At 37.2% G+C, this 22,491-nt stretch carries 16 protein-coding genes; 13 read left to right on the top strand and 3 right to left on the bottom strand.

Annotated features, from left to right (window positions below):
- From OL225_RS08290 to OL225_RS08260, 7 genes are all read left to right on the top strand, one after another.
- The gene (locus OL225_RS08290; protein ID WP_264517926.1) at nt 1-750 is read left to right on the top strand and encodes a siderophore-interacting protein; all 750 of its coding nucleotides are present in this window, start codon (nt 1-3) and stop codon (nt 748-750) included.
- Between the two features lie 54 nt (nt 751-804).
- Complete coding sequence (locus tag OL225_RS08285) at nt 805-1,374, top strand: Crp/Fnr family transcriptional regulator (RefSeq protein ID WP_047374785.1); 570 nt, start codon at nt 805-807, stop codon at nt 1,372-1,374.
- A 133-nt stretch (nt 1,375-1,507) separates the two neighbouring features.
- Nucleotides 1,508-1,870: a hypothetical protein gene (locus tag OL225_RS08280; RefSeq protein ID WP_156118354.1), complete on the top strand. Its 363-nt coding sequence runs from the start codon at nt 1,508-1,510 to the stop codon at nt 1,868-1,870.
- Nucleotides 1,871-2,125: 255 nt separating this feature from the next.
- The gene (locus OL225_RS08275; protein WP_264517925.1) at nt 2,126-6,463 is read left to right on the top strand and encodes a CusA/CzcA family heavy metal efflux RND transporter; all 4,338 of its coding nucleotides are present in this window, start codon (nt 2,126-2,128) and stop codon (nt 6,461-6,463) included.
- Between the two features lie 7 nt (nt 6,464-6,470).
- Nucleotides 6,471-7,622 carry an efflux RND transporter periplasmic adaptor subunit gene (locus OL225_RS08270; protein WP_264517924.1) on the top strand — a complete coding sequence of 384 codons (1,152 nt, stop codon included), beginning with the start codon at nt 6,471-6,473 and terminating at the stop codon, nt 7,620-7,622.
- Nucleotides 7,623-7,922: 300 nt separating this feature from the next.
- Nucleotides 7,923-9,731 carry a hypothetical protein gene (locus tag OL225_RS08265; protein ID WP_264517923.1) on the top strand — a complete coding sequence of 603 codons (1,809 nt, stop codon included), beginning with the start codon at nt 7,923-7,925 and terminating at the stop codon, nt 9,729-9,731.
- A gap of 432 nt (nt 9,732-10,163) precedes the next feature.
- Nucleotides 10,164-11,108 carry an aldo/keto reductase gene (locus OL225_RS08260; RefSeq protein ID WP_264517922.1) on the top strand — a complete coding sequence of 315 codons (945 nt, stop codon included), beginning with the start codon at nt 10,164-10,166 and terminating at the stop codon, nt 11,106-11,108.
- 150 nt (nt 11,109-11,258) lie between these two features.
- On the opposite strand, the gene OL225_RS08255 is transcribed toward OL225_RS08260, so the two are convergent.
- Entirely contained in the window at nt 11,259-13,106 is a 1,848-nt protein-coding gene (locus tag OL225_RS08255) for a chloride channel protein (RefSeq protein ID WP_047374772.1), read from the bottom strand.
- Between the two features lie 173 nt (nt 13,107-13,279).
- On the opposite strand from OL225_RS08255, the gene OL225_RS08250 reads away from it, so the two are divergent.
- From OL225_RS08250 to OL225_RS08225, 6 genes are all read left to right on the top strand, one after another.
- Nucleotides 13,280-13,954 (top strand): response regulator transcription factor, encoded by a 675-nt coding sequence (locus tag OL225_RS08250; protein ID WP_264517921.1) that lies wholly within the window; start codon nt 13,280-13,282, stop codon nt 13,952-13,954.
- Nucleotides 13,955-13,989: 35 nt separating this feature from the next.
- A complete protein-coding gene (locus OL225_RS08245) occupies nt 13,990-14,346 on the top strand; it encodes a four helix bundle protein (RefSeq protein ID WP_264517920.1) in 357 nt (118 codons plus the stop codon).
- 50 nt (nt 14,347-14,396) lie between these two features.
- Nucleotides 14,397-15,686, top strand: a complete 1,290-nt coding sequence (locus tag OL225_RS08240) for a sensor histidine kinase (RefSeq protein WP_264517919.1) — start codon at nt 14,397-14,399, stop codon at nt 15,684-15,686.
- A gap of 178 nt (nt 15,687-15,864) precedes the next feature.
- Entirely contained in the window at nt 15,865-16,620 is a 756-nt protein-coding gene (locus OL225_RS08235; RefSeq protein WP_264517918.1) for a hypothetical protein, read from the top strand.
- A gap of 50 nt (nt 16,621-16,670) precedes the next feature.
- Complete coding sequence (locus OL225_RS08230; RefSeq protein WP_264517917.1) at nt 16,671-19,091, top strand: TonB-dependent receptor; 2,421 nt, start codon at nt 16,671-16,673, stop codon at nt 19,089-19,091.
- A gap of 54 nt (nt 19,092-19,145) precedes the next feature.
- Nucleotides 19,146-19,934, top strand: coding sequence for a phosphatase PAP2 family protein (locus tag OL225_RS08225; protein WP_264517916.1), 789 nt, complete (start codon nt 19,146-19,148; stop codon nt 19,932-19,934).
- A 57-nt stretch (nt 19,935-19,991) separates the two neighbouring features.
- On the opposite strand, the gene OL225_RS08220 is transcribed toward OL225_RS08225, so the two are convergent.
- Together OL225_RS08220 and OL225_RS08215 are read right to left on the bottom strand one after the other, a co-directional pair.
- On the bottom strand, nt 19,992-20,795 hold the full coding sequence (locus OL225_RS08220; protein ID WP_264517915.1) for an SDR family oxidoreductase: 804 nt from the start codon (nt 20,793-20,795) through the stop codon (nt 19,992-19,994).
- A gap of 10 nt (nt 20,796-20,805) precedes the next feature.
- The gene (locus tag OL225_RS08215; protein ID WP_264517914.1) at nt 20,806-22,473 is read right to left on the bottom strand and encodes an FAD-binding dehydrogenase; all 1,668 of its coding nucleotides are present in this window, start codon (nt 22,471-22,473) and stop codon (nt 20,806-20,808) included.
- Nucleotides 22,474-22,491 lie beyond the last annotated feature (18 nt).

Raw genomic sequence — 22,491 nt, 5'->3', positions numbered from 1 at the left:
ATGGAAAATTCTCTAATATCTCAAGTAAAAGAAACGAAAAAAATACGTTCTGTATTTATCATTAAAAATAAACAATATCTTACTCCTCACCTTATCCGTGTCATATTTGAAATTGATGAAAATCAGGCTGAACTGTTAGCCAATGTACGTTCCGGTTCTAATAATAAAATCTTTATTCCGGCTGAAGAGGGAAGCTCTCCTTTAATCAGAACGTATACTAACAGAAAAATAGATCTTGAAAACCGGGAATTAAGTATAGATTTCGTTGCCCATGGTGATAACGGACCTGCTTCTGCCTGGGCATTACAAGCGAATCCCGGTGATTCATTGGAAATAGGAATGAAAGAAAGTACAAGACCTTTAGTTCCCGATGCAGATTTTTATCTACTGGCGGGAGATGCAACAGCATTACCTGTCATTTGTGCTATTGCAGAACAATTTCCTCCGTATGTGTCGGCAAAGATACTATTAGAGGTGGCAGGCAAAGAAGACGAACTTATCCTGTGTTCTGCAGCAGATATTTCAATTGAATGGCTGCACAATCCTCATCCGGAAAAGGGAAGCCGGCTCTCAGAAGCCGTTAAATCTGTTCAGTTTCCACCAGGTGTTTTGAAAGAATATGTTTATATCGCAGCAGAATATACAACAGTACACGAGCTTCGTAATTACTTCAAAACGACCTTGGAATGGGATCCGCATGGTTTATACATTTGCTCATACTGGAAAGCCGTGAAGGCAGAAAACTCATAGCCAGAACAGAATAAAAAGAAGTAAGCAAAGCCATTTATTACTATTTTTGCTTACATGCAGGAACTTTTAACGTCATATATTAAAAACAGAATATCGGTCACGGATAAAGAATTGGAAACTATTCTCTCTTATTTCAGACTTATCCAATTAAAAAAGAATGAAATGCTCCTTTCCAATGGACAAAATAGCCAGAGAACATTTTTTGTAGTGAATGGCTGCCTCCGTATATTTTTCATCAATGAAGAAGGGCAGGATTCCACCAGATATTTTGCCTTTGAAAATCAATTTGCCACTGCACTTACCAGTTTTATTACTTCTGAACCCTCTGAGGAATTTATTGAAGCCGTAGAGGATTCAGAAGTATATTATATTAGCCATAAGAATTTTTATCACCTTCTGGAAATTATCCCGCAATGGGAAAAATTTTACAGAATATATCTGGAAACAGCTTATGTGAACAATACCAAAAGGCTGATGTCTTTCCTTATACAGGATGCTCTTGAAAAATACCGCCAGCTTCTGGATGAAAATCCGGTTGTCGTAAGAAGACTTTCTAACAAATTGGTGGCTTCTTACCTTAATATTTCTCAGGAAACACTAAGCAGACTAAAGTCCAGGCTTTAATTTTTGTTTGATAAATCTAACATTATTTAGAAATAGCTATTATTTATTTAAACCATTTTTAAACTGGTTAAAATTATCAAAAAATTAATACCAGAGCCTGTTTAAGAAAAATTTAAGCCTTATATTTGCACCAATGTTAAAATGGTTCTCCATATTATGCTCGATGATGTATGTGCTGGCTACCACCAATGCGGGGGAAGTACTGAAGGTACCTATGTTTGTGGAACATTTTATGGAATACCACGGAAGTTTATCAGAATTTGTGATAGAGCATTATGATAATCACAAACAGGATTCTGACTGGGATACCGATCAGAAACTGCCGTTTATTAATCCTCCCATCGTATTAACTGTACATGCCCAGCTTCCGGAACTTACATTCGAAATAAAAAAGCCTAAAGAAATTACTGTTTCCAAGAAAAACAGTATCTACAAGGAAAAAGATTTTTCCAATCATTCGCTTTCTCAGATTTTCCAGCCTCCACGGCTTTCTTAATTGATTTTATACTGACATTGCTTTAGCCTTAAAGCAATCCATTTATTATTACATATCAATTTAACCTTTCGTGCATTATAACTCTGTTTATGATGTCTTTGCTATAATTTGTTTAAATTTTTCAGGATGATAAATTTACAATAAAGTGCATGAGGATCAGGAAAATATTTTCTCTTCTGTAGCTGCAATCATAAAAAACAAAGACTTCAACAGCTTTTATAAGGCATTCCGGGTTATCAATTAATAGTTTTTTTCATGTTAAATAAAATTATTGAGTTTTCTGTAAAGAATAAGCTCATCATTGCTCTGTTTACAGTGGCACTTATCCTTTTTGGGATCTATGAAACTACCAAGCTGCCCATCGATGCCCAACCGGATATCACAAATAATCAGGTTCAGATCATTACGACTGCTCCTTCTTACGGGGCAGCAGACATAGAACGTCTTGTTACATTTCCTATCGAACAGGCTACCAGTAACATCAGCGGAATTACGGAACTTAGAAGTTTCTCACGTTTCGGACTGTCATTAGTCACTGTGGTTTTTGATGATAAAACAGATGTCTACTGGGCACGTCAACAGGTTCAGGAGCGTTTACAGCTTGTTCAGGACAACATCCCGGCAGGAATCGGCAAACCGGAACTGGGACCTATTTCTACCGGATTGGGGGAGATTTTCCAATATGTGGTAAGAGCCAAAAAAGGGTATGAAAATGTCTATGATGAAACTGAACTCAGAACCATTCAGGACTGGGTTGTCAGAAGACAGCTTCTGGGAACTAAGGGAGTAGCTGATGTCAGCAGTTTCGGAGGGAAACTGAAGCAATATGAAATTGTCATTAACCCCAACAAGCTTCAGGCGTTCAATATCAATATCAATGATGTTTTTGGGGCGTTGGAAAAGAATAACCAGAATACCGGAGGTGCTTATATCGAGAAGAAAGAAACTGTTCTTTTTATTCGCAGCGAAGGGCTTCTGGGAAGTATTGAAGATATCGGAAGTATTCAGGTTGCAGAAACCAAAGAAGGTATTCCGGTACATATAAAAGACGTTGCTTCTGTGAAGATAGGGTATGCAACAAGGTATGGCGCCATGACCTATAATGATACGGGAGAAGTATCCGGAGCTATTGTTCTGATGCTGAAAGGGGAGAATACCAACGTAGTGATTGGAAATATCAAACAAAGACTGGAAAAAATCCAGGAATCATTACCTGAAGGTGTTGTTATTGAACCTTTTCTTGACCGTGCTAAAATGGTAAACAACACCATCAGTACAGTAAAAACAAACCTGATGGAAGGAGCTTTGATTGTTGTTTTCATTCTGGTTTTGTTTTTAGGAAACTTCAGAGCGGGATTACTGGTAGCATCTGTAATTCCTTTAGCGATGCTTTTCGCGATCATTATGATGAATATTTTCGGTGTAGGAGGGAATCTGATGAGCCTTGGAGCCCTTGATTTCGGGCTTATCGTAGATGGAGCTGTCATCATTGTAGAAGCGGTACTGCATCAGCTGGCCCACAAAAAGCATTTTGGAAAAGATAATATGCTCAGCAAAAAAGAAATGGATGACCAGGTTTCCGGTTCTGCTACCAAAATGGTTAACAGTGCGGTTTTCGGTCAGATCATTATCTTAATTGTATATCTTCCGATTTTTACACTTCAGGGAATTGAAGGTAAAATGTTTAAGCCAATGGCTCAGACGGTAGCTTTTGCCCTGATTGGTGCATTTATTCTTTCCCTTACTTATATTCCTATGATGAGCTCTCTGGTACTGAGCAGAAAGAAAAAAGAAAAAGAAAATATTTCAGACCGGGTAATGGGCAAAGTGGAAACAGGCCACCAGAAATTCCTGATAAAGGCCCTTAAATATAGAAAAACCATTATTCTGGGCGTCTTGGTGCTGTTTATTGGTGCTGTTGTTACCCTTTCCAGAATGGGTGGTGAATTCATCCCGTCTCTTGAAGAAGGTGACTTTGCGGTTGAAATGAGAATCCTTCAGGGAAGTAATATTAACGAAACAAAGAAAGCCACCACACAGGCCGGACATATCCTTTTAACCCAGTTTCCAGAAGTAGAAAAGGTGGTCATGAAAATTGGTAGTGCAGAAATTCCTACAGAACCTATGCCAATGGATTCCGGAGATATGATTATTGTTTTAAAACCTAAAAAGGAATGGACTTCTGCCAAAACATTTTCTGAACTTTCTGATAAAATGAGTAAGGCATTAAGCGTTATTCCGGGATTGACAACCAGTTTCCAGTTTCCTGTACAAATGCGTTTCAATGAGCTGATGACCGGAGCCAGACAGGATGTGGTATGCAAAATCTATGGTGAAGATCTGGACAGTCTTGCCACCTATGCAAAAAAGATAGGAAGCATCATCAATACAGTAAAAGGAGCTCAGGATCTTTATATTGAACCTGTAGTAGGTGCTCCGCAGGTTGTGATAGATTATAACCGTTCTGAACTTTCCCGATATAATATTTCGGTAGCAGATATCAACAGAGTGATCAATATGGCTTTTGCCGGCCAGACAGCAGGTGCTTTATATGAAGGTGAAAAGAAGTTTGATATCGTTGTCCGAATGGATAATGAACATAAAAAAGATATTACCAGCATCCAAAACCTTCTGGTTCCTACGACTTCAGGAGAGCAGATTCCTTTATCGCAATTGGCTAAAGTGGAACTTAAAAACAGTCCAAATCAGATTCAGAGGGAGGATACCAAAAGAAGGATTATCGTAGGCTTTAACGTAAGAGGAAGAGATGTTCAGAGTATTGTGGAAGAGCTTCAGCAAAAGGCTGGTAAAAGCCTGAAATTATCACCTGGATATACCGTTTCCTATGGAGGAGCTTTTGAAAACCTGAATGAAGCCAAGGCAAGATTAGGTATAGCTGTTCCTATTTCGCTAGTAATGATTTTCCTGTTATTGTTCTTTGCTTTTGGCTCCGTAAAACATAGTTTGCTGATCTATACAGCCATTCCATTGTCTGCCATAGGAGGTGTTTATTTTCTGGCGTTGAGAGGAATGCCATTCAGTATTAGTGCAGGAGTAGGATTTATCGCTTTATTCGGAGTTGCGGTACTTAATGGAATTGTTTTGATATCAGAATTTAACCGATTGAAAAAGAACGGAATAGCTAATACCAACAGAATTGTACTGATAGGAACAAAAATCAGACTTCGTCCGGTTTTAATGACTGCTTTTGTGGCTTCTTTAGGATTTCTTCCAATGGCCATCAGCAACGGTGCCGGAGCAGAAGTGCAAAGACCTTTGGCAACTGTGGTAATTGGAGGTTTGATGCTCGCCACACTTTTAACCCTTTTTGTACTTCCTATTCTCTATGTTTTGTTTGAAAATATTAATAAAGATAAAATGAAATTCTCTAAAAAAAACAATTATAAAAAACTGTCAGTTTTCTTATTGCTGATCTCTTTCGGAAGTTTTCAGGCTCAGGAAAACATTACTTACGACCAGGCTTTGGAAAAGGCTTATCAACAGAATGGCACCCTTAAAAACTCAAAATTAATATCAGACTATCAGGAAAAACTCAAAGCCAGTTATCTGGATATTCCTCAGCTGGAAGTTACAGGAGGATTTGGGCAGATTCAGGGAGAAGAAACCGACAATTCATTCGGAATCTCTCAAAGATTTAGCTTTCCTACAGTATATTCAAAGAGAAAACAAATGCTGGATGCGGAATGGTCTGCCAGTATCATCAATCAGAATCTGACCAAAACACAGCTTACCAAAGAAGTTACAGACGTTTTCTACAGAATATTAGTCCTTCAGGAGAAGAAAAAAGTATTGGAATATATCAGCCAGATGTACAATAATTTTGCTGACAAGGCCGGATTAAGATTAAAGAAAGGAGAAGCCAATATTCTGGAGGAATCAACCGCTGAAATCCAGAAAGAACAGGTAAAAGTACAGTTGAACACTCTTGAAAATGATATGAACGTGGCAAAACTTCAGCTTCAGGTATTACTTCAGTCCGAAACTTCTTACCAACCTGTTGCGGATAAACCAACGATGAATATTGGGCTTCAGGTTTCCGAGGAGATGGTAAAACAACATCCTGAGCTTCAGTATCTGCAGCAACAGATCAAAGTAGGAGAGGCAGAAGTACAACTGGAGAAAAGCAAACTTCTTCCGGACCTTCTTGTTGGATATACCAATCAAAGTATGAAAAACATCAACAATAACCGTTTCAATTCAGTTCAGGTGGGTGTGGGAATTCCATTGTTTACAAAGGGACAAAGGGCAATGGCAAAAGCTGCACAGGCAAAAATTGCAATCTCCGAAAATCAGTATCAGAGAAAAGAAATTGAACTTAAAAACAGATTGAGACAACAGCTGAATAATTATATGAACCAACAGAGAATCATTGAAAATTATGAACAAAAACAACTTCCAAAATCCGAAACCATTTTAAAAACCGCACAGAAACAGATGGAAGTAGGAGAGATTGATTATCTGGATTGGGTAATATTGGTGAACCAGGCCGTAAAAACCAAAGCAGATTACATAGATCAACTGGAAAAACTGAATCAGATCAGTGCTGAACTTCAATTCTTAATTTCAAAATAGTAACGTCATGCATTTCAGGAATATATCAATATACAGCCTTGCTTTAATCCTTACTTTATCCTCATGCTCAGGAAAAAAAGAGGAAGAAAAAACGGTTTACGAAAATACAAAATTTACCAAAAACAATGAAAATTCGGTTCATCTTACGGAGAAGCAGATTCAGTCTGTAGGATTGACAACAACCACTATTCAGAACAGGAATATGGAAAAACTGATACGGTTGAACGGAAAAGCAGAAATTGCACCGTCCCACATCAGTTCGGTTTCCAGTATTATGGGCGGGCACATTAAGTCTATTAACGTAATTAATGGAAGCCATTTCAATAAAGGGCAGATTTTGGCAGTTGTTGAAGATCCACAGTTCATACAGCTTCAGCAGGATTATCTGGTGACAAAAGCACAGCTTGAAGCTGCAAGGCTGAACTTTAACCGTCAGAAAGACCTTAATACAAGCAAAGCCAGCAGTGATAAGACCATGCAGACCGCCCAGGCAGATTATTCTACCCTGAATGCTACTTTAAAAGGACTTGAAGAAAAATTGAGAATCATCGGAATCAATGCCAAAGGTTTGAGTACCGGAAATATCAGAAGTAAAATCAATATTTATGCTCCGTTTACAGGTTTTGTGAGCAAAATTCTTGTGAACAACGGACAATACATCAATCCGGCAGATACATTATTTGAGCTGATCAATCCGACAGGATTACTTTTAGAATTAAAAGTTTTTGAAAACGATGTGAATGATGTAAAAGTGGGTCAGGAAATTTTGGTCTACAACAATCAGAATCCGGATGTGAAATCAAATGCTAAAATTGTCAGCGTAGTTCCTAGTATTGAAAACGGAGGTTCTGCAACTGCGGTTGCCAAATTATCTTCTGTAAATTCTGAATTTGTAAAAGGAATGTACGTGAATGCCGAAGTAAATATCAGCAGCCGTTATACAATGGGACTTCCTAACGAAGCAGTAGTATCTTTTGAAAACAAAAATTATGTTTTTGAAGATCTCGGAAAGTCAAATTACAAAATGATTCCAGTCGTAACAGGAATTTCTGATGATCAGTTTACAGAGGTATTAAAAGCAGATTTTTTAAAGGACAGGAAAATAGTACAGAAAGGAGCTTACAGCCTTCTGATGATGCTTAAAAACAAAGCAGAATAGATTTAAATTCATATCATAGAATCAAAGGATCAGTCGAAAGATTGATCTTTTTTTGTTTTATAAAGGGCTCAATCATAAAGCTTCTTCAGTGACAAAGTTGTACCTCTTAGCTTTCTCAAAATAAGCATTTGAATCATGCTACTTTGCATTAAAAATCACAAAAACATGACATTTGACATGTTTTTCGTATTGAGAAATATTATTTAATGCATAATTCATTTTAAAATAATACATTTAGGAAGTGAATAGTTTTTAAAGGATTTTTTAGATGAATAAGAAAAGAACTTTTATCGAAAATTTATGACAAAAAAACCTTTGCACAACTTCCATATTCCGGTAATGGGACTGGCTTACACCATAGACAGCCCGATCCGTGTTGCCCAATATGGAATTTCTTCTGTGATCTCCATCATTGACGATGAAATCCTGGAAAAGATGAAAAACTTTTATAATAAAAAGTTTAATCTCGACTATTTTGGAATTTCAACAAAGACAGATGATTACAGGGCAAAAAGAATTACTGCCTATCTGGATATGGTGGATGATATCGTGAATGAAAAATTTGAATCTTTCAAACAGGAAATCAGCAAAAACAAAGAGGCTTTAAAAGACTTTATAGCCATACTTCCGAATACTTCGGATCTTAAAACAAGTCTTCAGAATCTTATAAATCAGAAAGATAACTGGAGCACCAATATTAAAAACTTCATAGAATCCAACCTGAGACCCGGAAGCATTGACGTTAATATCATGACGAAAGTGGATAAAGACAATTATCAGAACAACGAACAGCTTCCTGTGATGTACAACGATGCCCACGCTTCACTGCGGGGATTTGCCAAAAGCAAGCTATCCTCATCAATGGTTCTTTCTGCAGGAATGAATCCTCGTCTGTACAGCTATATGGAAGAATTTGAAGACTTTTTCCCGGATGAAAACGGAAAGATCAAAAAGAAAATCATTCTTAAAGTAAGCGACTTTCGTTCTGCAATGATCCAGGGAAACTTTCTGGCTAAAAAAGGATTGTGGGTTTCAGAGTACAGAATAGAATCCGGGTTGAACTGTGGAGGACATGCCTTTGCCACCGAAGGAATGCTTCTTGGGCCGATCATGGAAGAATTTAAGCAGAAAAAAAATGATCTGATACAGTCTGCACATGCCTTAATGACAGCTGCTTTGGAACAAAAAGGAAAATGTATTGTTTCTGAGCCTTTGGAAATGAAAATTACTGTTCAGGGTGGAGTTGGAACTTCCGAAGAACATGAGTTTTTATTGGCCAATTATCATGTAGACAGTGTAGGATGGGGTTCTCCGTTTTTACTGGTACCTGAAGCCACTTCGGTAGATACAGAAACCCGGAATCTGCTTGTAAAATCCAAAGAGCAGGATTTGTATCTGAGTAATATTTCTCCATTGGGAGTGCCTTTCAATACGGTAAAAGGAACATCCAATGAAACATTGAAGCATGAAAAAGAAGCTAAAGGAAAATACGGCAGTTCCTGCCCCAAAAAGCTTCTGGCATTAAGTAAAGAATTCTCACCGGAAGGAACCTGTACCGCTTCCAAAAAATATCAGGATATCAAACTGAAAGAATTATATGCGGATCAGGAAATCTTAACAGAAAAGGAGTTCAATAAAAGAAAATCTCAGATTACCGATAAAGCCTGCCTGTGTGTAGGACTTGTGAATGCTACCTATATGGAACAGAATCTTGAAATCAAAGGTGAAAAGCAGGGTGTTGTGATATGTCCAGGACCCAATATTGCTTTTTTTGATAAGGAAGTTTCACTTTCGGAAATGGTAAAACATATTTATGGAAACACCAATATTCTTTCCCATACTCAACGTCCGAATATGTTCATCAACGAACTGAAAATGTATGTTGATTATCTGAGAAAGGAAATTACAGAATCATCAGTACAGATTACCCATTCCCAGACAAAAAAATGGAATGCTTTCAAAAAGAATGTACTTGAAGGAATAGAATATTATCATGATCTTTTTAAAGGATCATCATTCTTCAGCAACGGATTATCAACCATCAACCTGCAATTACAGGAATATAAACTCCAGCTTACTGCTATTGAGGTTCCGCAGATTGAAAAATAACCGTATTTTTTAATTGATAGATAATAAAAACAGCTTTCAAAACAAGGCTGTTTTTATTTTTTTGAACGGTTTTGTTGGAAAATGCAGAGACACAAAGATTTATAAAATTATTGTGTATTTAAGGTGCAAGAAAAATCAAAGATTTTCAGCAAGATTAATTTTCTCGCAAATTATGGAGATTGAGGAGATTTTTTTATTAGGATCTGTGAGAGTTTTAAAATATACAGTGTTTAATTTTATCGGAGATAAAGTCTTTGGCACAATGCAGGTGAAATTTCTTTGCCTCGTTGCATTTTCAACAAAATAATAGTCAAAAAAACTTAGGAAACATCAGCAATTCCATTTATAATAACTATAGCAGGAATGGCTATTTTGAATATCCTCAGGGCTTAATATTCCTTACCTTAGAGGTCACTTAGTAAAATTATTTTTATGGAAAAAAGAAAAATCAAAAACACCGATTTAACGATTGCTCCAATCAATTTCGGAGGAAATGTTTTTGGATGGACGCTGGATGAAAAACAGTCTTTTGATATACTGGACCGCTTTGCAGGAGCAGGATTTAATTTTGTAGACACTGCAGATACCTATTCATGGTGGGTAAACGGAAAAGGAGGACAATCTGAAGAGATCATCGGAAAGTGGATGAAAAGCCGTTCCAACCGTAATGATATCGTTTTGGCAACAAAAGTAGGTTCTGAAACGAAGGAGCATGGCTATGATGTCAGCAGAAAGCACATCTTACAATCAGTAGATGAATCGCTGCAAAGGCTTCAGACGGACCATATTGATCTTTATTATACTCATTTTGATGATAATGTCACTCCGGTAGAAGAAACACTTTCTGCTTATGATGAGATTATTAAAGCTGGAAAAGTACGCTATATTGCGGCTTCCAATTTATCACCGGAACGTTTGAAAGCATCATTTGAAGCTGCAGAAAAGAATAATCTTCCTAAATATGTTGCTTTACAGCCTCATTACAACTTAATGGAGAGAGAAGGCTTTGAACAAAATTATGCCCCTCTGGCAGAGCAGTTTGATTTAAGTGTATTTCCATATTGGTCTCTGGCAGCAGGATTCTTAACGGGTAAATATCGTGATGAAGCAGATCTTGCAAAAAGTGCGAGAGGTGAAGGAGTAAGGAAATATTTAAACCCAAAAGGACTTGAAGTCCTAAAAGCATTAGATCAGGTAAGTGCAAAACATAATACCACTCAGGGAACGGTTTCTCTGGCATGGTTGTTATCTAATCCTTTGATCACAGCACCTATTGTAAGTGCAACGAGTGCCTCTCAGCTTGAAACAGTATTTAATGCTCCGAAACTTATTTTGGATCAGGAAGATATTGATCTGCTGAATAACGCAAGCAACTAATTTTTTCAACTTTCATTATAGACTAAAATTAAATCCGTTCATTACTGAACGGATTTTTTATTATTTGACGATGCTAACCACCCCGTCAAAAATTCTTTGAATTTTCGCCACCCCACCAAAGGAGGGGAATTCAGGTTTTCCATTGTTATATTAATCAGAATATTCTTTCAACAGCTGTCTGTAGCTCATCAATATTGAGGATTTTGAAATAAAGCCTACAAAATCATTATTTTCGCTCACTACCGGAAGGTTCCATACACCTGTATCATCAAAAGTCTGAAGAATATCCAAAGGTTTATTTTCACGGTGAAGTATAGCCGGTGGAGTTTTCATAATCTGAACAACGAGCTGGGAAGCATCCATTTCTTTGTTAAAAAGATAAGGTCTTATATCATCCAGAGTAAGAACTCCTTTCAATTTTCTGCTTTCATCCACAACGGCAAAAATATTTTTGTCTCCATTCTTCACCATTTCAAACAATTCTGTAACAGAAGCATTTTCATTAATCGTCTGTGAATATTTATCAATAAAATCTTCAGTTCTTAAAGCGAAAAGAAGGTTTTTATCATGTTTATTTGTGAATATTTTTCCTTCATCGGCTAGTGATTTTAATTCCGGAGAAATCGGAGAGAACCATTTGGCAATAAGATAAGAAATGATGGAAGCAATCATCAGAGGGATAAACAGGTCATATCCGAAACTTGATTCTGCAATCAGAAATATAGCTGTAAGCGGGGCATACAAAACACCGCTCATTGCTCCGGCCATTCCAACCAGTACAAGATTAGTCACAGGAACATCTGTAAAACCAATATGCTGGCAAACCAGTGCAAATAAATATCCCAAAGTTCCACCGGCAAAAAGAGAAGGGGCAAAATTACCTCCGTTTCCGCCGCTAAAGATCGTAAATGAAGTTGCAAATGCCTTTAAAAGCAATACAAGAACTAAAAATATAATAATTGTCCAGTCTCCGATCTCAAAATATCTGAAAAAACTGTTTTCAATAATAGAATAAGTGTTCCCGTTGGTAAAGGCCTTTACAGTCTCATAACCTTCCCCGAACAGCGGAGGAAAAAGAACACATAGCAGAGAAAGTACAGCTCCTCCAAACATTGCTTTACGCATTCTGGAAAGCTGAAGTCCTTTTATAAAATGTTCTACTTTTTGGGAAATAATTACAAAATAACGGGCATACAAACCGGTTACAAGCCCTAAAATAAGGTAATAAGGAACATTTTTATAATTGAACGGATCTCTTGTATAAAACCTGAAAAGAACATCTTCCTGAAGTAAAATCCTAGACAATAGACTTCCACAGACAGCAGCCACCACCAAAGGAATAAAATCTGTAAAAACAACCCCGGTCAACAGAATTTCAAATGCAAACATAATCCCGGCAATTGGAGCATTGAAAGCAGATGCAATCCCCGCTGTAGCACCGGCAGCCAGCAATAAAGTTCGTTCTTTGTAACTTAATCTGTAGGTCTGTGCATAGTTGGAACCAATGGCAGCTCCGGTAACGGCAATAGGACTTTCCAATCCTGCTGAGCCTCCCAATCCAACGGTAACAGCACTTTGTATCACCTGGGAATACATCTTAACCGAGGCTACAATACTGGAATTCTGTGCAATTTCGTATAAAATAGCTCCGATACCTTTACGATCCTGACCTTTAAATATTGTCAGAACGATCATCGTAGTGAGAACAATTCCTAAAAAAGGAAAAACGATATAAAATAATATCTGATATTCAAAATGAACTTTATTGGTAATGAAATAATGAATATTGTGTACCAGAGTTTTCAGAATAACTCCTGCAAGACCCGCTGTACAGCCTACCAGAATTCCGGAAAGAACAAGAAACTGATTTCTGCTCAGCCTGTTGTTCAGCCAATGCAGAATAAGCTCATAACTGCGTGCTTTTTCCAATCCGTATTTCTGGAAATCTCTTTTAAATTTAAGGAAGCTAAGGTATTTTTTTTTGTTGTGAATTTTCACCTTGGAAATATTTTACACTATCATCAGATTGATAAAGCAGCGTAAATTTATGAAATATATCACAAAAAACCTCATTTTGGAGCTATACACTTGCTCTATCGTTTCTATTTTTGTAATTTATATTTTAATTTAAAATTCAAAATTTCTTCTAAATTTGGTAATAGATTTATCACATGAAAATTCTCATCATTGAAGACGAAGCCGCTCTTGCTCAAAGTATTTCCGAATATCTGTCCGGAGAAAATTATCTCTGTGAAGCTGCCAGTACATTCGGCGAAGCTATGAGTAAAATAGAAGCATTTGAGTATGACTGTATTTTACTGGACATTATGCTGCCGGATGGAAATGGCCTTACAATTTTGGAAGAATTAAAACAACAACAGAAACAAGACGGCGTAATTATTATTTCCGCTAAAAATGCTCTTGATGATAAGATTGAAGGACTGAAACTGGGTGCCGATGATTATCTCACTAAACCCTTTCATCTTTCTGAATTGATGGCAAGAGTATATTCTATTATCCGGAGGAAGCAATTCAGCAGTTCCAATGTGGTGAAGCAAAATGAACTTCAGATTGATTTATTAGCCAAAACAGTAGCGGTAAATGATGAAGTAATTTCACTGACAAAGAAAGAATTTGATCTTTTAATTTATTTTATCGGCAACAAAAATAAAGTCATCTCCAAAAGTACCCTGGCGGAACATCTTTCCGGAGACTTCGCAGATATGCTTGATAATCATGATTTTGTATATGCTCATGTGAAAAACCTTAAGAAAAAACTGTATGACGCCGGATGCGGGCATTATCTTAAAACAGTGTATGGAACGGGGTATAAATGGGAAAGCTAGATTAATTATGAATTATAAATGATGAATTATAAGTTATGAGTGAAAAGAAAAATGTACTGAAAGATAAGAGTTTTAGTTTTGCAATAAGGATTATTAATCTTTATAAATACCTTTCAACTCATAAGAATGAATATGTTCTTAGTAAACAGCTATTAAGAAGCGGAACAGCGGTAGGAGCTTTAATAAGAGAGTCACAGAATGCAGAAAGTAAAGCAGATTTTATTCATAAACTCGCTATTGCTCAAAAAGAATGTGATGAATCTATTTATTGGATTGAGCTTTTATTTCATACAGATTATTTATCATCTACTGAATTTGAAAGCATAAGTAAAGAAGCCACAGAAATATTAAAAATCATCCGAAGTATCATCATTACATCAAAAAACAAATAGTCTTTCATAGAAAATAACAATTCATAACTCATAATTTATAATTCTTAATTATGTTGAAGCCTTTACTTACCAAAACCACAAAACCCTTTCTTATCTATGTACTTATTGTACTTATGATAAGTATTCCCGTGTATTATTTTGTGGTAGATACGATCTGGAAAAGCGAACTGGATGAGCACAATCAGATTATTGTAGAGAAAACGGCTTATGAATTTAACCAATTACAACTTTCAGAAGAAGAGCTGAACAAAAGCCTTGAATTATGGAATCATATTCAGCCTGAAACGAATATTGAAAAGATTTCAACTCAACAAATAAAACGGGATAGCGTTTATACTTATGAAAAACACCTTCCTTTTATTTCAGAACAAAAAAAGGAACGCTACAGATGTCTTGAAAAAGTAATTTATATTCACGGCAAACCTTATCTGTTTACCATACAGACGAATATTGAGGAATCTCATGAAACGATAGCCGTAATTGCGATGATCACCATATTCTTCTTTGTGGTGATTGTTCTCGGGCTTTTATATCTTAACAGAAAACTTTCTTCATCTATCTGGAAACCGTTCAGGAGTACATTGGATCAACTGAAAACCTTCAATCTTAACAGTCAGAATACAATAAAATTCCCGGTTTCTGATACTGCTGAATTTGAAGAACTTAATCAGTCTCTTTATAGATTGATGGAACGTAATATTTCTACCTATAAAACTCAGAAAGAGTTTACTGAAAATGCTTCTCACGAATTACAGACTCCGCTCGCTATTATTAAAAATAAGCTGGATCTTTTGCTGCAGGATCAGAATCTTACTGAACAGCAATACAGAATCGCTGAAGATATGAACAGGGCCCTTACAAGAAGCTCGCGCATCAATAAAAACCTTTTGCTGCTTGCTAAAATTGAAAATAACCAGTTTGACAGTTCAGAAATTATTTCGTTTGACCATTTGCTTCAACAAAGTATTGATATTCTCGGGGAACATGTTGAACAAAAAAATATTTCTATTCATGAAGATCTCTCAAACAGTGTACAGGTGAGGGGAAACAGTATTCTGACAGAAATACTGATCAACAATCTCATTATCAATGCCATCCGTCATACTTCTCCAGGAGGTTCTATCTCTATACAACTGACAAATTCTTCTTTTGAGGTTTCCAATTCGGGTACTGAAAAGCTGAATGAGGATTTGCTTTTCAAAAGATTTTCAAAACTGTCAACAGATAACAGCGGAAGCGGCTTAGGCCTTTCTATTATTCAGGAAATCTGCAGGTTTCATCACTGGACTATCAGCTATAGCTTTGAACACAATCATCATATCTTCACTGTTAAATTATAGTTAATAAATTTTACAGCTCCGGCAATTCAAAATTTCTTCTAAATCACATTGCACCTTTGTATAGAAAATACTGAGGTGATATTTTATTTAGAAATGATTGGAAAAATTGTCCCTTATCCGCAGGAACGATTTGACTTTCTGAATCAATATCATTTTCGGCATCTAAAAACAAAGCAAAATGAGAACAGCAAACAAAGTCGCAACCGTTACACTCCTTTTCTGGCTTATGAAAGTGGTAGCAACTACATTGGGAGAAACCTTGGGAGATTTTATTTCTATGACCCTTAATTTAGGATATGTTGTAGGAATTTTGGTTACACTCGCATTTTTTATTCTCATCCTATCTGTACAGCTTCGTGTAAAAAAATATATTCCCGCAATCTATTGGATGGTGATTATAGGAACAACAACTTTAGGAACAGAAATCTCCGATTTTATCGACCGTACTTTAAAAACAGGATATCTGGCTGGGAGTCTGATTTTGCTTTTCGGCCTTTTAACTTCCTTATTTCTATGGTACAAAAAATATGAAAACCTCGAGGTCTATCCGATTTTTGAAAGAAACAAAGAATTCTATTATTGGACGGCTATTTTATTTTCCAATAGTCTGGGAACAGCTTTTGGGGATTTTCTGAGTGATAATTTAGGACTCGGCTATATGGCAGGAGCTTTAATTACAGGACTGATCATATTAGTGGTTGTGGCGCTTCATTATTTTACGAAAATCAATCATGTTGTCCTGTTTTGGATTGCTTTTGTTTTTACCAGACCATTTGGTGCCACATTTGGAGATCTTTTGACAAAACCTTTAGCTAAAGGAGGTTTGGATCTTGGAACACTCAATGCTTCCCTGATATCTCTTACCCTCATGGTTTTGATGATTATCATTTCACAAAGACAGCACAGCCGGGAATTACCCTTGCAAAACGAATAATTAATATTTCCCTTATAACGAACTTTTTAAAGAAAATAAAGACTAACAGAATGAATAAAACAGCCTTGTTATTTTTTCCAACCTGTATGGCAATTTCTTCCCTTGTTTCAGCGCAGACAGCTTCTGTAACGGCATCTGGAAGAATCACCAATAAAGATAAAGCAGCAATACCTTACGCCCATATTATTTTAAGAAAAGAAAAAGACAGCACTTTTACAGCCGGAACCATTACCAATGAAGAAGGACGATTTTCCATTACAGGTATAAAGCCGGACCACTATCTTCTGGAAGCTTCCATCACAGGATATAATACATACACACAGCCTATTTTTATAGGAAGTCTTTCAGAGTTTCTTGAAATCCCCACTATTGAACTGGCTCAAAAACAGGAAAATGAAACCAAAATAGAAGCCATCACTATTACCGCTTCTAAAAAGAATGAAATAGACAGCCGCCTTGATAAAAAAACCTATTCTGTAGCAGACAATATCAGCCAAAGTGGCGGATCAGTATTACAAAGCATGCAGAACCTTCCCGGAATTACCGTACAGGACGGTAAAGTACAGTTGAGAGGAAATGATAAAGTAACGGTACTTATTGACGGTAAACAGACTGCTCTCACCGGGTTTGGAAGCCAGACAGGACTGGACAATATTCCGGCTTCTGCCATTGATAAAATTGAAATCATCAACAATCCTTCCTCAAAATATGATGCGAATGGAAATGCGGGAATCATCAATATTATCATGAAAAAGAATAAACAGAACGGATGGAACGGAAAAGCAGGATTCACAACAGGTTTAGGTTCACTTTGGGTAAGAAAAGAAAACCTTCCCACAATAAGACCTCAATACACACTAACACCTAAAATAAATCCATCACTGTCTGTTAATTACAGAAAAAATAAAGTGAATATATTTTTACAGGCTGATAATCTATATACCGAAACCCTTAATAAAAATGAGTTTGTAACCCGTACTTATGATAATGGAACTGTTATCAATTCTCAGCTGAAAAGAAACAGAAACACAAATTTCTTCACCACTAAAGCAGGTATAGACTGGACTATTGATCCGCAAAATACATTAACCATTTCAGGAATGTATGGAAGCGAAAAGATCATCGACAGGGGAGACCAGCCGTTTTTCAATGGAGATATGTCCCAGCGTCTCCGCCTGTGGCAGTTTCTGGAAGACGAACTGAAAACAACCGTAATGGGAACCGCTTCTTATCAGCATAAATTCAAAGATGCCGGACATGTTTTGAATGTAGGATTTAATTATACTTTCCACAGAGAGGATGAAAAGTATTTCTATGATAATTATCTTCCTTCTTCCACAGGAACTGATGCCTTCAAATTATTATCTGATGAACAGGTTTACGATTTCAACGTAGATTATGTAAAACCTTTAAAATACGGCCGAATAGAAACCGGAATTAAACTAAGAAACAGAAGCATTCCTACCAATATGAATTTTATGCCCGGTGCCAACTCTGTGCTGGATGCTTCTGCAGGAGGAAAAGCCGATTATAAAGAATTTATTCCTGCAGTGTACGGAAATTATGTTTTTGAAAATGAAAAATGGGAAGCTGAACTGGGATTGAGGCTGGAATATGTGAAAATTCAATATGACGTAAATCCTAACCATCCAACATATAAAAGTGACGGATACAACTATACGCAGCCATTTCCTAATTTCAGACTTGCTTATAAACTTGATGACCGCAATAAGTTCTCTGTATTTTACAATAGAAGAGTAGACCGTCCTAATGAAGTCGACATCCGTATTTTTCCAAAGTATGATGATGCAGAAATCATTAAGGTAGGAAATCCGGCACTGCGCCCTCAGTTTACAAACTCTATTGAACTTGGATATAAACACAATTGGGATAACGGATACCTGTATTCTGCATTATACCACCGCTTTGCCAATGGAACCATAACAAGAATTTCAAGCATTGTTCCGAACAGCACTCTTATTTATGCCATATTCCAGAATGCCGGAAAAAGCTATAATACAGGGTTGGAAACGATATGGAATCAAAAGATATCTGATGTATACTCCTTTAATGTCAATGGAAATCTATATCGTAATCAGATCAATGCATTTACTGTAGAAAACCTGTATCCAAAGCCTAATACTTTTTCCGCAGACCGGCAGACTGCCATCTCAGGAAATATCAAGATGAACAACGTTTTTCATTTTTCAAAAGGGTTGGATATGCAATTTACGCTGGTGTATCTGGCACCGGATATTATTCCACAGGGAAAAATAAAATCCAGGTTTTCTATGGATGCAGGTGTGAAAAAAGCCATTCAGAAGGGGAAAGGCGAATTATTCTTAAATGCCACAGATTTACTCAACACAATGGTCATCAGAAAGTCTGTTCAGGGCAGCGGGTTTGCTTATACCAGCAATGATTATTATGAAACCCAGGTGATCCGGCTGGGGTACAGCTATAAATTTTAATACAGAATTGAATAATTATAAATGTGATTTAGGATGAAAAAGCACTTTCAAAAAATGATGATGTATATCTTGGTTTTGAGTTCAGCTTTAAGCACAATCCATGCTCAGAATACAAATGACACGATTGAAGTTCAGAAACCTGTACAGGACAGTATGATCTCTACAGAAATTCAAAAAAGCAAACTGAATTATAAAAGTCTGATCATTCCTACAGCATTCATTGCCTATGGAGTAGCAGGTTTGACGATGAATAATCTGAAGCAGCTTAATATCTCTACAAAAGTTGAGATCAATGAACACCAGCCTACACAAATAAAACTGGATAATTATACCCAATATGCCCCTGCAGTCATAGTATATGGCCTGAATGCAGCGGGAATAAAAGGGAAGCATAACCTGAGAGACCGTACTATCATTTATGCTTCTTCACAACTGATTGCGGCAGCCTTTACAATGCCTTTAAAGTACCTTGTAAAAGAGGAAAGACCGGACAGATCGAATACTTTATCTTTTCCGTCAGGACATTCCGCTACAGCATTTTCTTCAGCACAGTTTATGTTCAGGGAATATAAAGACAGTAATTTCTGGCTGAGCATTTCAGGATATCCGTTTGCTATTTTCACAGGGGTATACAGAATGCTTAATGATAAGCACTGGCTGGGGGACGTTGTGGCAGGAGCCGGATTTGGAATTCTTTCTACTGAACTCGCCTATTGGCTGTTCCCAAGAATTGACAATTTATTACGGGGGAAAAATAAGAGTAAAAATACCTTATCGTCTACGATGGTAATGCCATTTTATCAGAATAAAATTGTAGGAATAGGGCTGGTAAAAACCTTCTGATATAAAAGAGGCTGTCTCAAAAGCCAATTGTTTGACTTTTGAGACAGCCTCTTTTCATTATACGACTTTCGCCTTACGAACTATTTTTGCCAATAAATTTGGAAAGAATCTCTTCAGATAAACCGCCATTACTTCTTTACCCCCTATGGCTTTTTGTTTTTTCTGTTTTTCAATGGCATAGAGCATTTTTTTTGCAAAAATATCTACAGGCATTCCATTTTCCGTGGCATCATCCATTGTACCTTGTGATGAACCGTCCCCGGTAACAGCATTAACAGAAATATCTGTTTGTATAAACCCCGGACAAATAATTGTTATCATTATATTCTGACTGAATAATTCTGCCCGTAAAGCATCGAAAAAACCATGTAAAGCATGCTTTGCTCCGGCATACCCACTTCGCATAGGAGCGCCGAATATTCCCATAAGACTGGATACAACGGCAATCTGCCCTCCCTTATTATTAATCATATAAGGTACAGTTGCTTTAGTAAGGGCCACCGTTCCGATATAATCAACATCTATCAGCTGTTTATCTACTTCAATATCTGTTTCCATCGCTAAAGAACGTTGAGATAGTCCGGCATTGTTAATCAGAATATCAATCTTTCCAAACTGTTCTGATGCTTTCGCTGCAATGGCAGGCATATCTTTATAATTTTTCAGGTCTAAAGGAATCACCGCATACCGGTCTGTATTCAATCCTGCTCTTTCAGCCACCAAATGTAACTGTTCTTCTTTTCTTGACGAAAGGATTATTTTGGCGTTGCTGTTCTTTGCCAGACTTTTTACCAGGGCTTCTCCGATACCTGATGATGCTCCGGTAACCCAAATCACTTTATGATCGAAATAACTGCTCATATTTGTACTATTATTTAATTTTTAAGCCCGCAATATATTTTCCGGCTTTCATTCCTGAAAAAATACAGCCTCCTAAAAATGTTCCTTCCAATGCTCTGTAACCATGCATTCCGCCACCGCCAAAACCAGCCGCTTCTCCTGCAGCATACAGTCCTTCAATAATACTGTCGTTATCATTTAATACCTGACCATCCAGATTGGTTTTAATACCACCCAAAGTTTTACGGGTCAGAATATTGAGCCTTACAGCAATTAAAGGTCCGTTTTCCGGGGCTAAAATCTTATGAGGAGCCGCTACACGTCCAAGTTTATCTCCTAAATAATTCCGGGTATTCCGGATATAATTAACCTGGGTATCTTTTGAAAATTTATTGTCTAATTCTCTGTCCCTGGCTTCAATCTGAGATTTTATTTTTTCATATTTCAACAGGTTATTTCCGGCCAGTTCATTCATTCTTTTAACCAGATCTTCCAGATTATCCGATACAATAAAGTCTTTTCCATGTTCCTTAAAAGCTTCTACAGGACCGGGGGCTTTTTTACCGAAAATTCTTTTCAGAAAAAGAGAGTAGTCCTTATTGGTAATATCCGGATTCTGTTCTGAACCTGAAAGAGCAAATTCCTTTTTGATAATTTTCTGAGTGAGGATAAACCACGAGTAAGAAAACCCGGTTTCCTGTATATATTGTAAAGTTCCCAATGTATCAAATCCGGGAAGAAAAGGAGCAGGGAGCCGTTTTCCTTCAGCATCAAACCATAAAGAAGAAGGTCCTGGTAATATCCGGATTCCGTGGTTGGGCCATATGGGATTCCAGTTTTGTAAACCTTCTGTGTAATGCCACATTCTATCACGGTTGATAATATGAGCTCCTGCATTTTCTGCAATACCAATCATTTTGCCATCTACATAGGCAGGAACACCGCAGACCATATTTTCCGGTGCTTTTCCAAGTCTTTCGGGCCAGTTTTTCCTTACCAGCTCATGATTGGCACCAATTCCACCGGAAGCGATGATGATGTTTGTAGCTGTATATTCAAATGTTGAGATAACATTTCTATTAGTCTCAGCTCCTCTTTCTTTAGTATCATTTTCCAGAATATCACCTTTGAGGCCTTTTATTTTTCCATTTTCCACCAGTAATTCTGTCACTCTGTGCCTGAACTTCATCTCCAGCAATCCTTTTTCCTTAGCTTTGTACGCTTTTTCTACGAAAGGTTTTACTACGCCTGTACCAGTTCCCCAACTTACATGAAAACGAGGTACCGAATTTCCGTGTCCTGTTGCTGAACCGTCACCACGTTCTGCCCAGCCAACCATAAACATCAGCTTGATCCCTAATTTGGAAATGTATTCATATTTTTCACCGGAAGCAAATTTCAGGTAAGCTTCTGCCCATTGACGAGGCCAGTAATCCTCCGGACGATCAAAACCTGCAGTCCCTTTCCAGTCCTGAAGTGCCAGTTCATAAGAATCTTTGATTCCCACTCTTCTTTGCTGGGGTGAATTGATGAGAAACAAACCACCGAATGACCAGAATGCCTGCCCACCTATGTTCTGCTCAGTTTCCTGATCCAAAAGGAGTACTTTTTTTCCGGCATTGGTAATCTCCATCGCGGCAGTAAGCCCTGCCAGTCCGCTTCCTATAATGATGGCATCAGGCTTAAATGTTTCTTCCATTTTCTATGTGCTTTTTAT

The sequence above is a fragment of the Chryseobacterium viscerum genome (assembly GCF_025949665.1).
Classification (GTDB): domain Bacteria; phylum Bacteroidota; class Bacteroidia; order Flavobacteriales; family Weeksellaceae; genus Chryseobacterium; species Chryseobacterium viscerum_A.
The sequence above is the reverse complement of the archived record's forward strand: the minus strand, read 5'-3'. Positions and strand labels throughout refer to the sequence as shown.

What these genes read in the sequence shown, in the direction of transcription:
- OL225_RS08285 (WP_047374785.1), top strand. Translation starts at nt 805, where the DNA reads ATGCAGGAACTTTTAACGTCATATATTAAAAACAGAATATCGGTCACG.
- OL225_RS08220 (WP_264517915.1), bottom strand. Translation starts at nt 20,795, where the DNA reads ATGAGCAGTTATTTCGATCATAAAGTGATTTGGGTTACCGGAGCATCA.
- OL225_RS08280 (WP_156118354.1), top strand. Translation starts at nt 1,508, where the DNA reads ATGTTAAAATGGTTCTCCATATTATGCTCGATGATGTATGTGCTGGCT.
- OL225_RS08235 (WP_264517918.1), top strand. Translation starts at nt 15,865, where the DNA reads ATGAGAACAGCAAACAAAGTCGCAACCGTTACACTCCTTTTCTGGCTT.
- OL225_RS08275 (WP_264517925.1), top strand. Translation starts at nt 2,126, where the DNA reads ATGTTAAATAAAATTATTGAGTTTTCTGTAAAGAATAAGCTCATCATT.
- OL225_RS08265 (WP_264517923.1), top strand. Translation starts at nt 7,923, where the DNA reads ATGACAAAAAAACCTTTGCACAACTTCCATATTCCGGTAATGGGACTG.
- OL225_RS08290 (WP_264517926.1), top strand. Translation starts at nt 1, where the DNA reads ATGGAAAATTCTCTAATATCTCAAGTAAAAGAAACGAAAAAAATACGT.
- OL225_RS08215 (WP_264517914.1), bottom strand. Translation starts at nt 22,473, where the DNA reads ATGGAAGAAACATTTAAGCCTGATGCCATCATTATAGGAAGCGGACTG.
- OL225_RS08250 (WP_264517921.1), top strand. Translation starts at nt 13,280, where the DNA reads ATGAAAATTCTCATCATTGAAGACGAAGCCGCTCTTGCTCAAAGTATT.
- OL225_RS08270 (WP_264517924.1), top strand. Translation starts at nt 6,471, where the DNA reads ATGCATTTCAGGAATATATCAATATACAGCCTTGCTTTAATCCTTACT.
- OL225_RS08245 (WP_264517920.1), top strand. Translation starts at nt 13,990, where the DNA reads ATGAGTGAAAAGAAAAATGTACTGAAAGATAAGAGTTTTAGTTTTGCA.
- OL225_RS08230 (WP_264517917.1), top strand. Translation starts at nt 16,671, where the DNA reads ATGAATAAAACAGCCTTGTTATTTTTTCCAACCTGTATGGCAATTTCT.
- OL225_RS08240 (WP_264517919.1), top strand. Translation starts at nt 14,397, where the DNA reads ATGTTGAAGCCTTTACTTACCAAAACCACAAAACCCTTTCTTATCTAT.
- OL225_RS08225 (WP_264517916.1), top strand. Translation starts at nt 19,146, where the DNA reads ATGATGATGTATATCTTGGTTTTGAGTTCAGCTTTAAGCACAATCCAT.
- OL225_RS08260 (WP_264517922.1), top strand. Translation starts at nt 10,164, where the DNA reads ATGGAAAAAAGAAAAATCAAAAACACCGATTTAACGATTGCTCCAATC.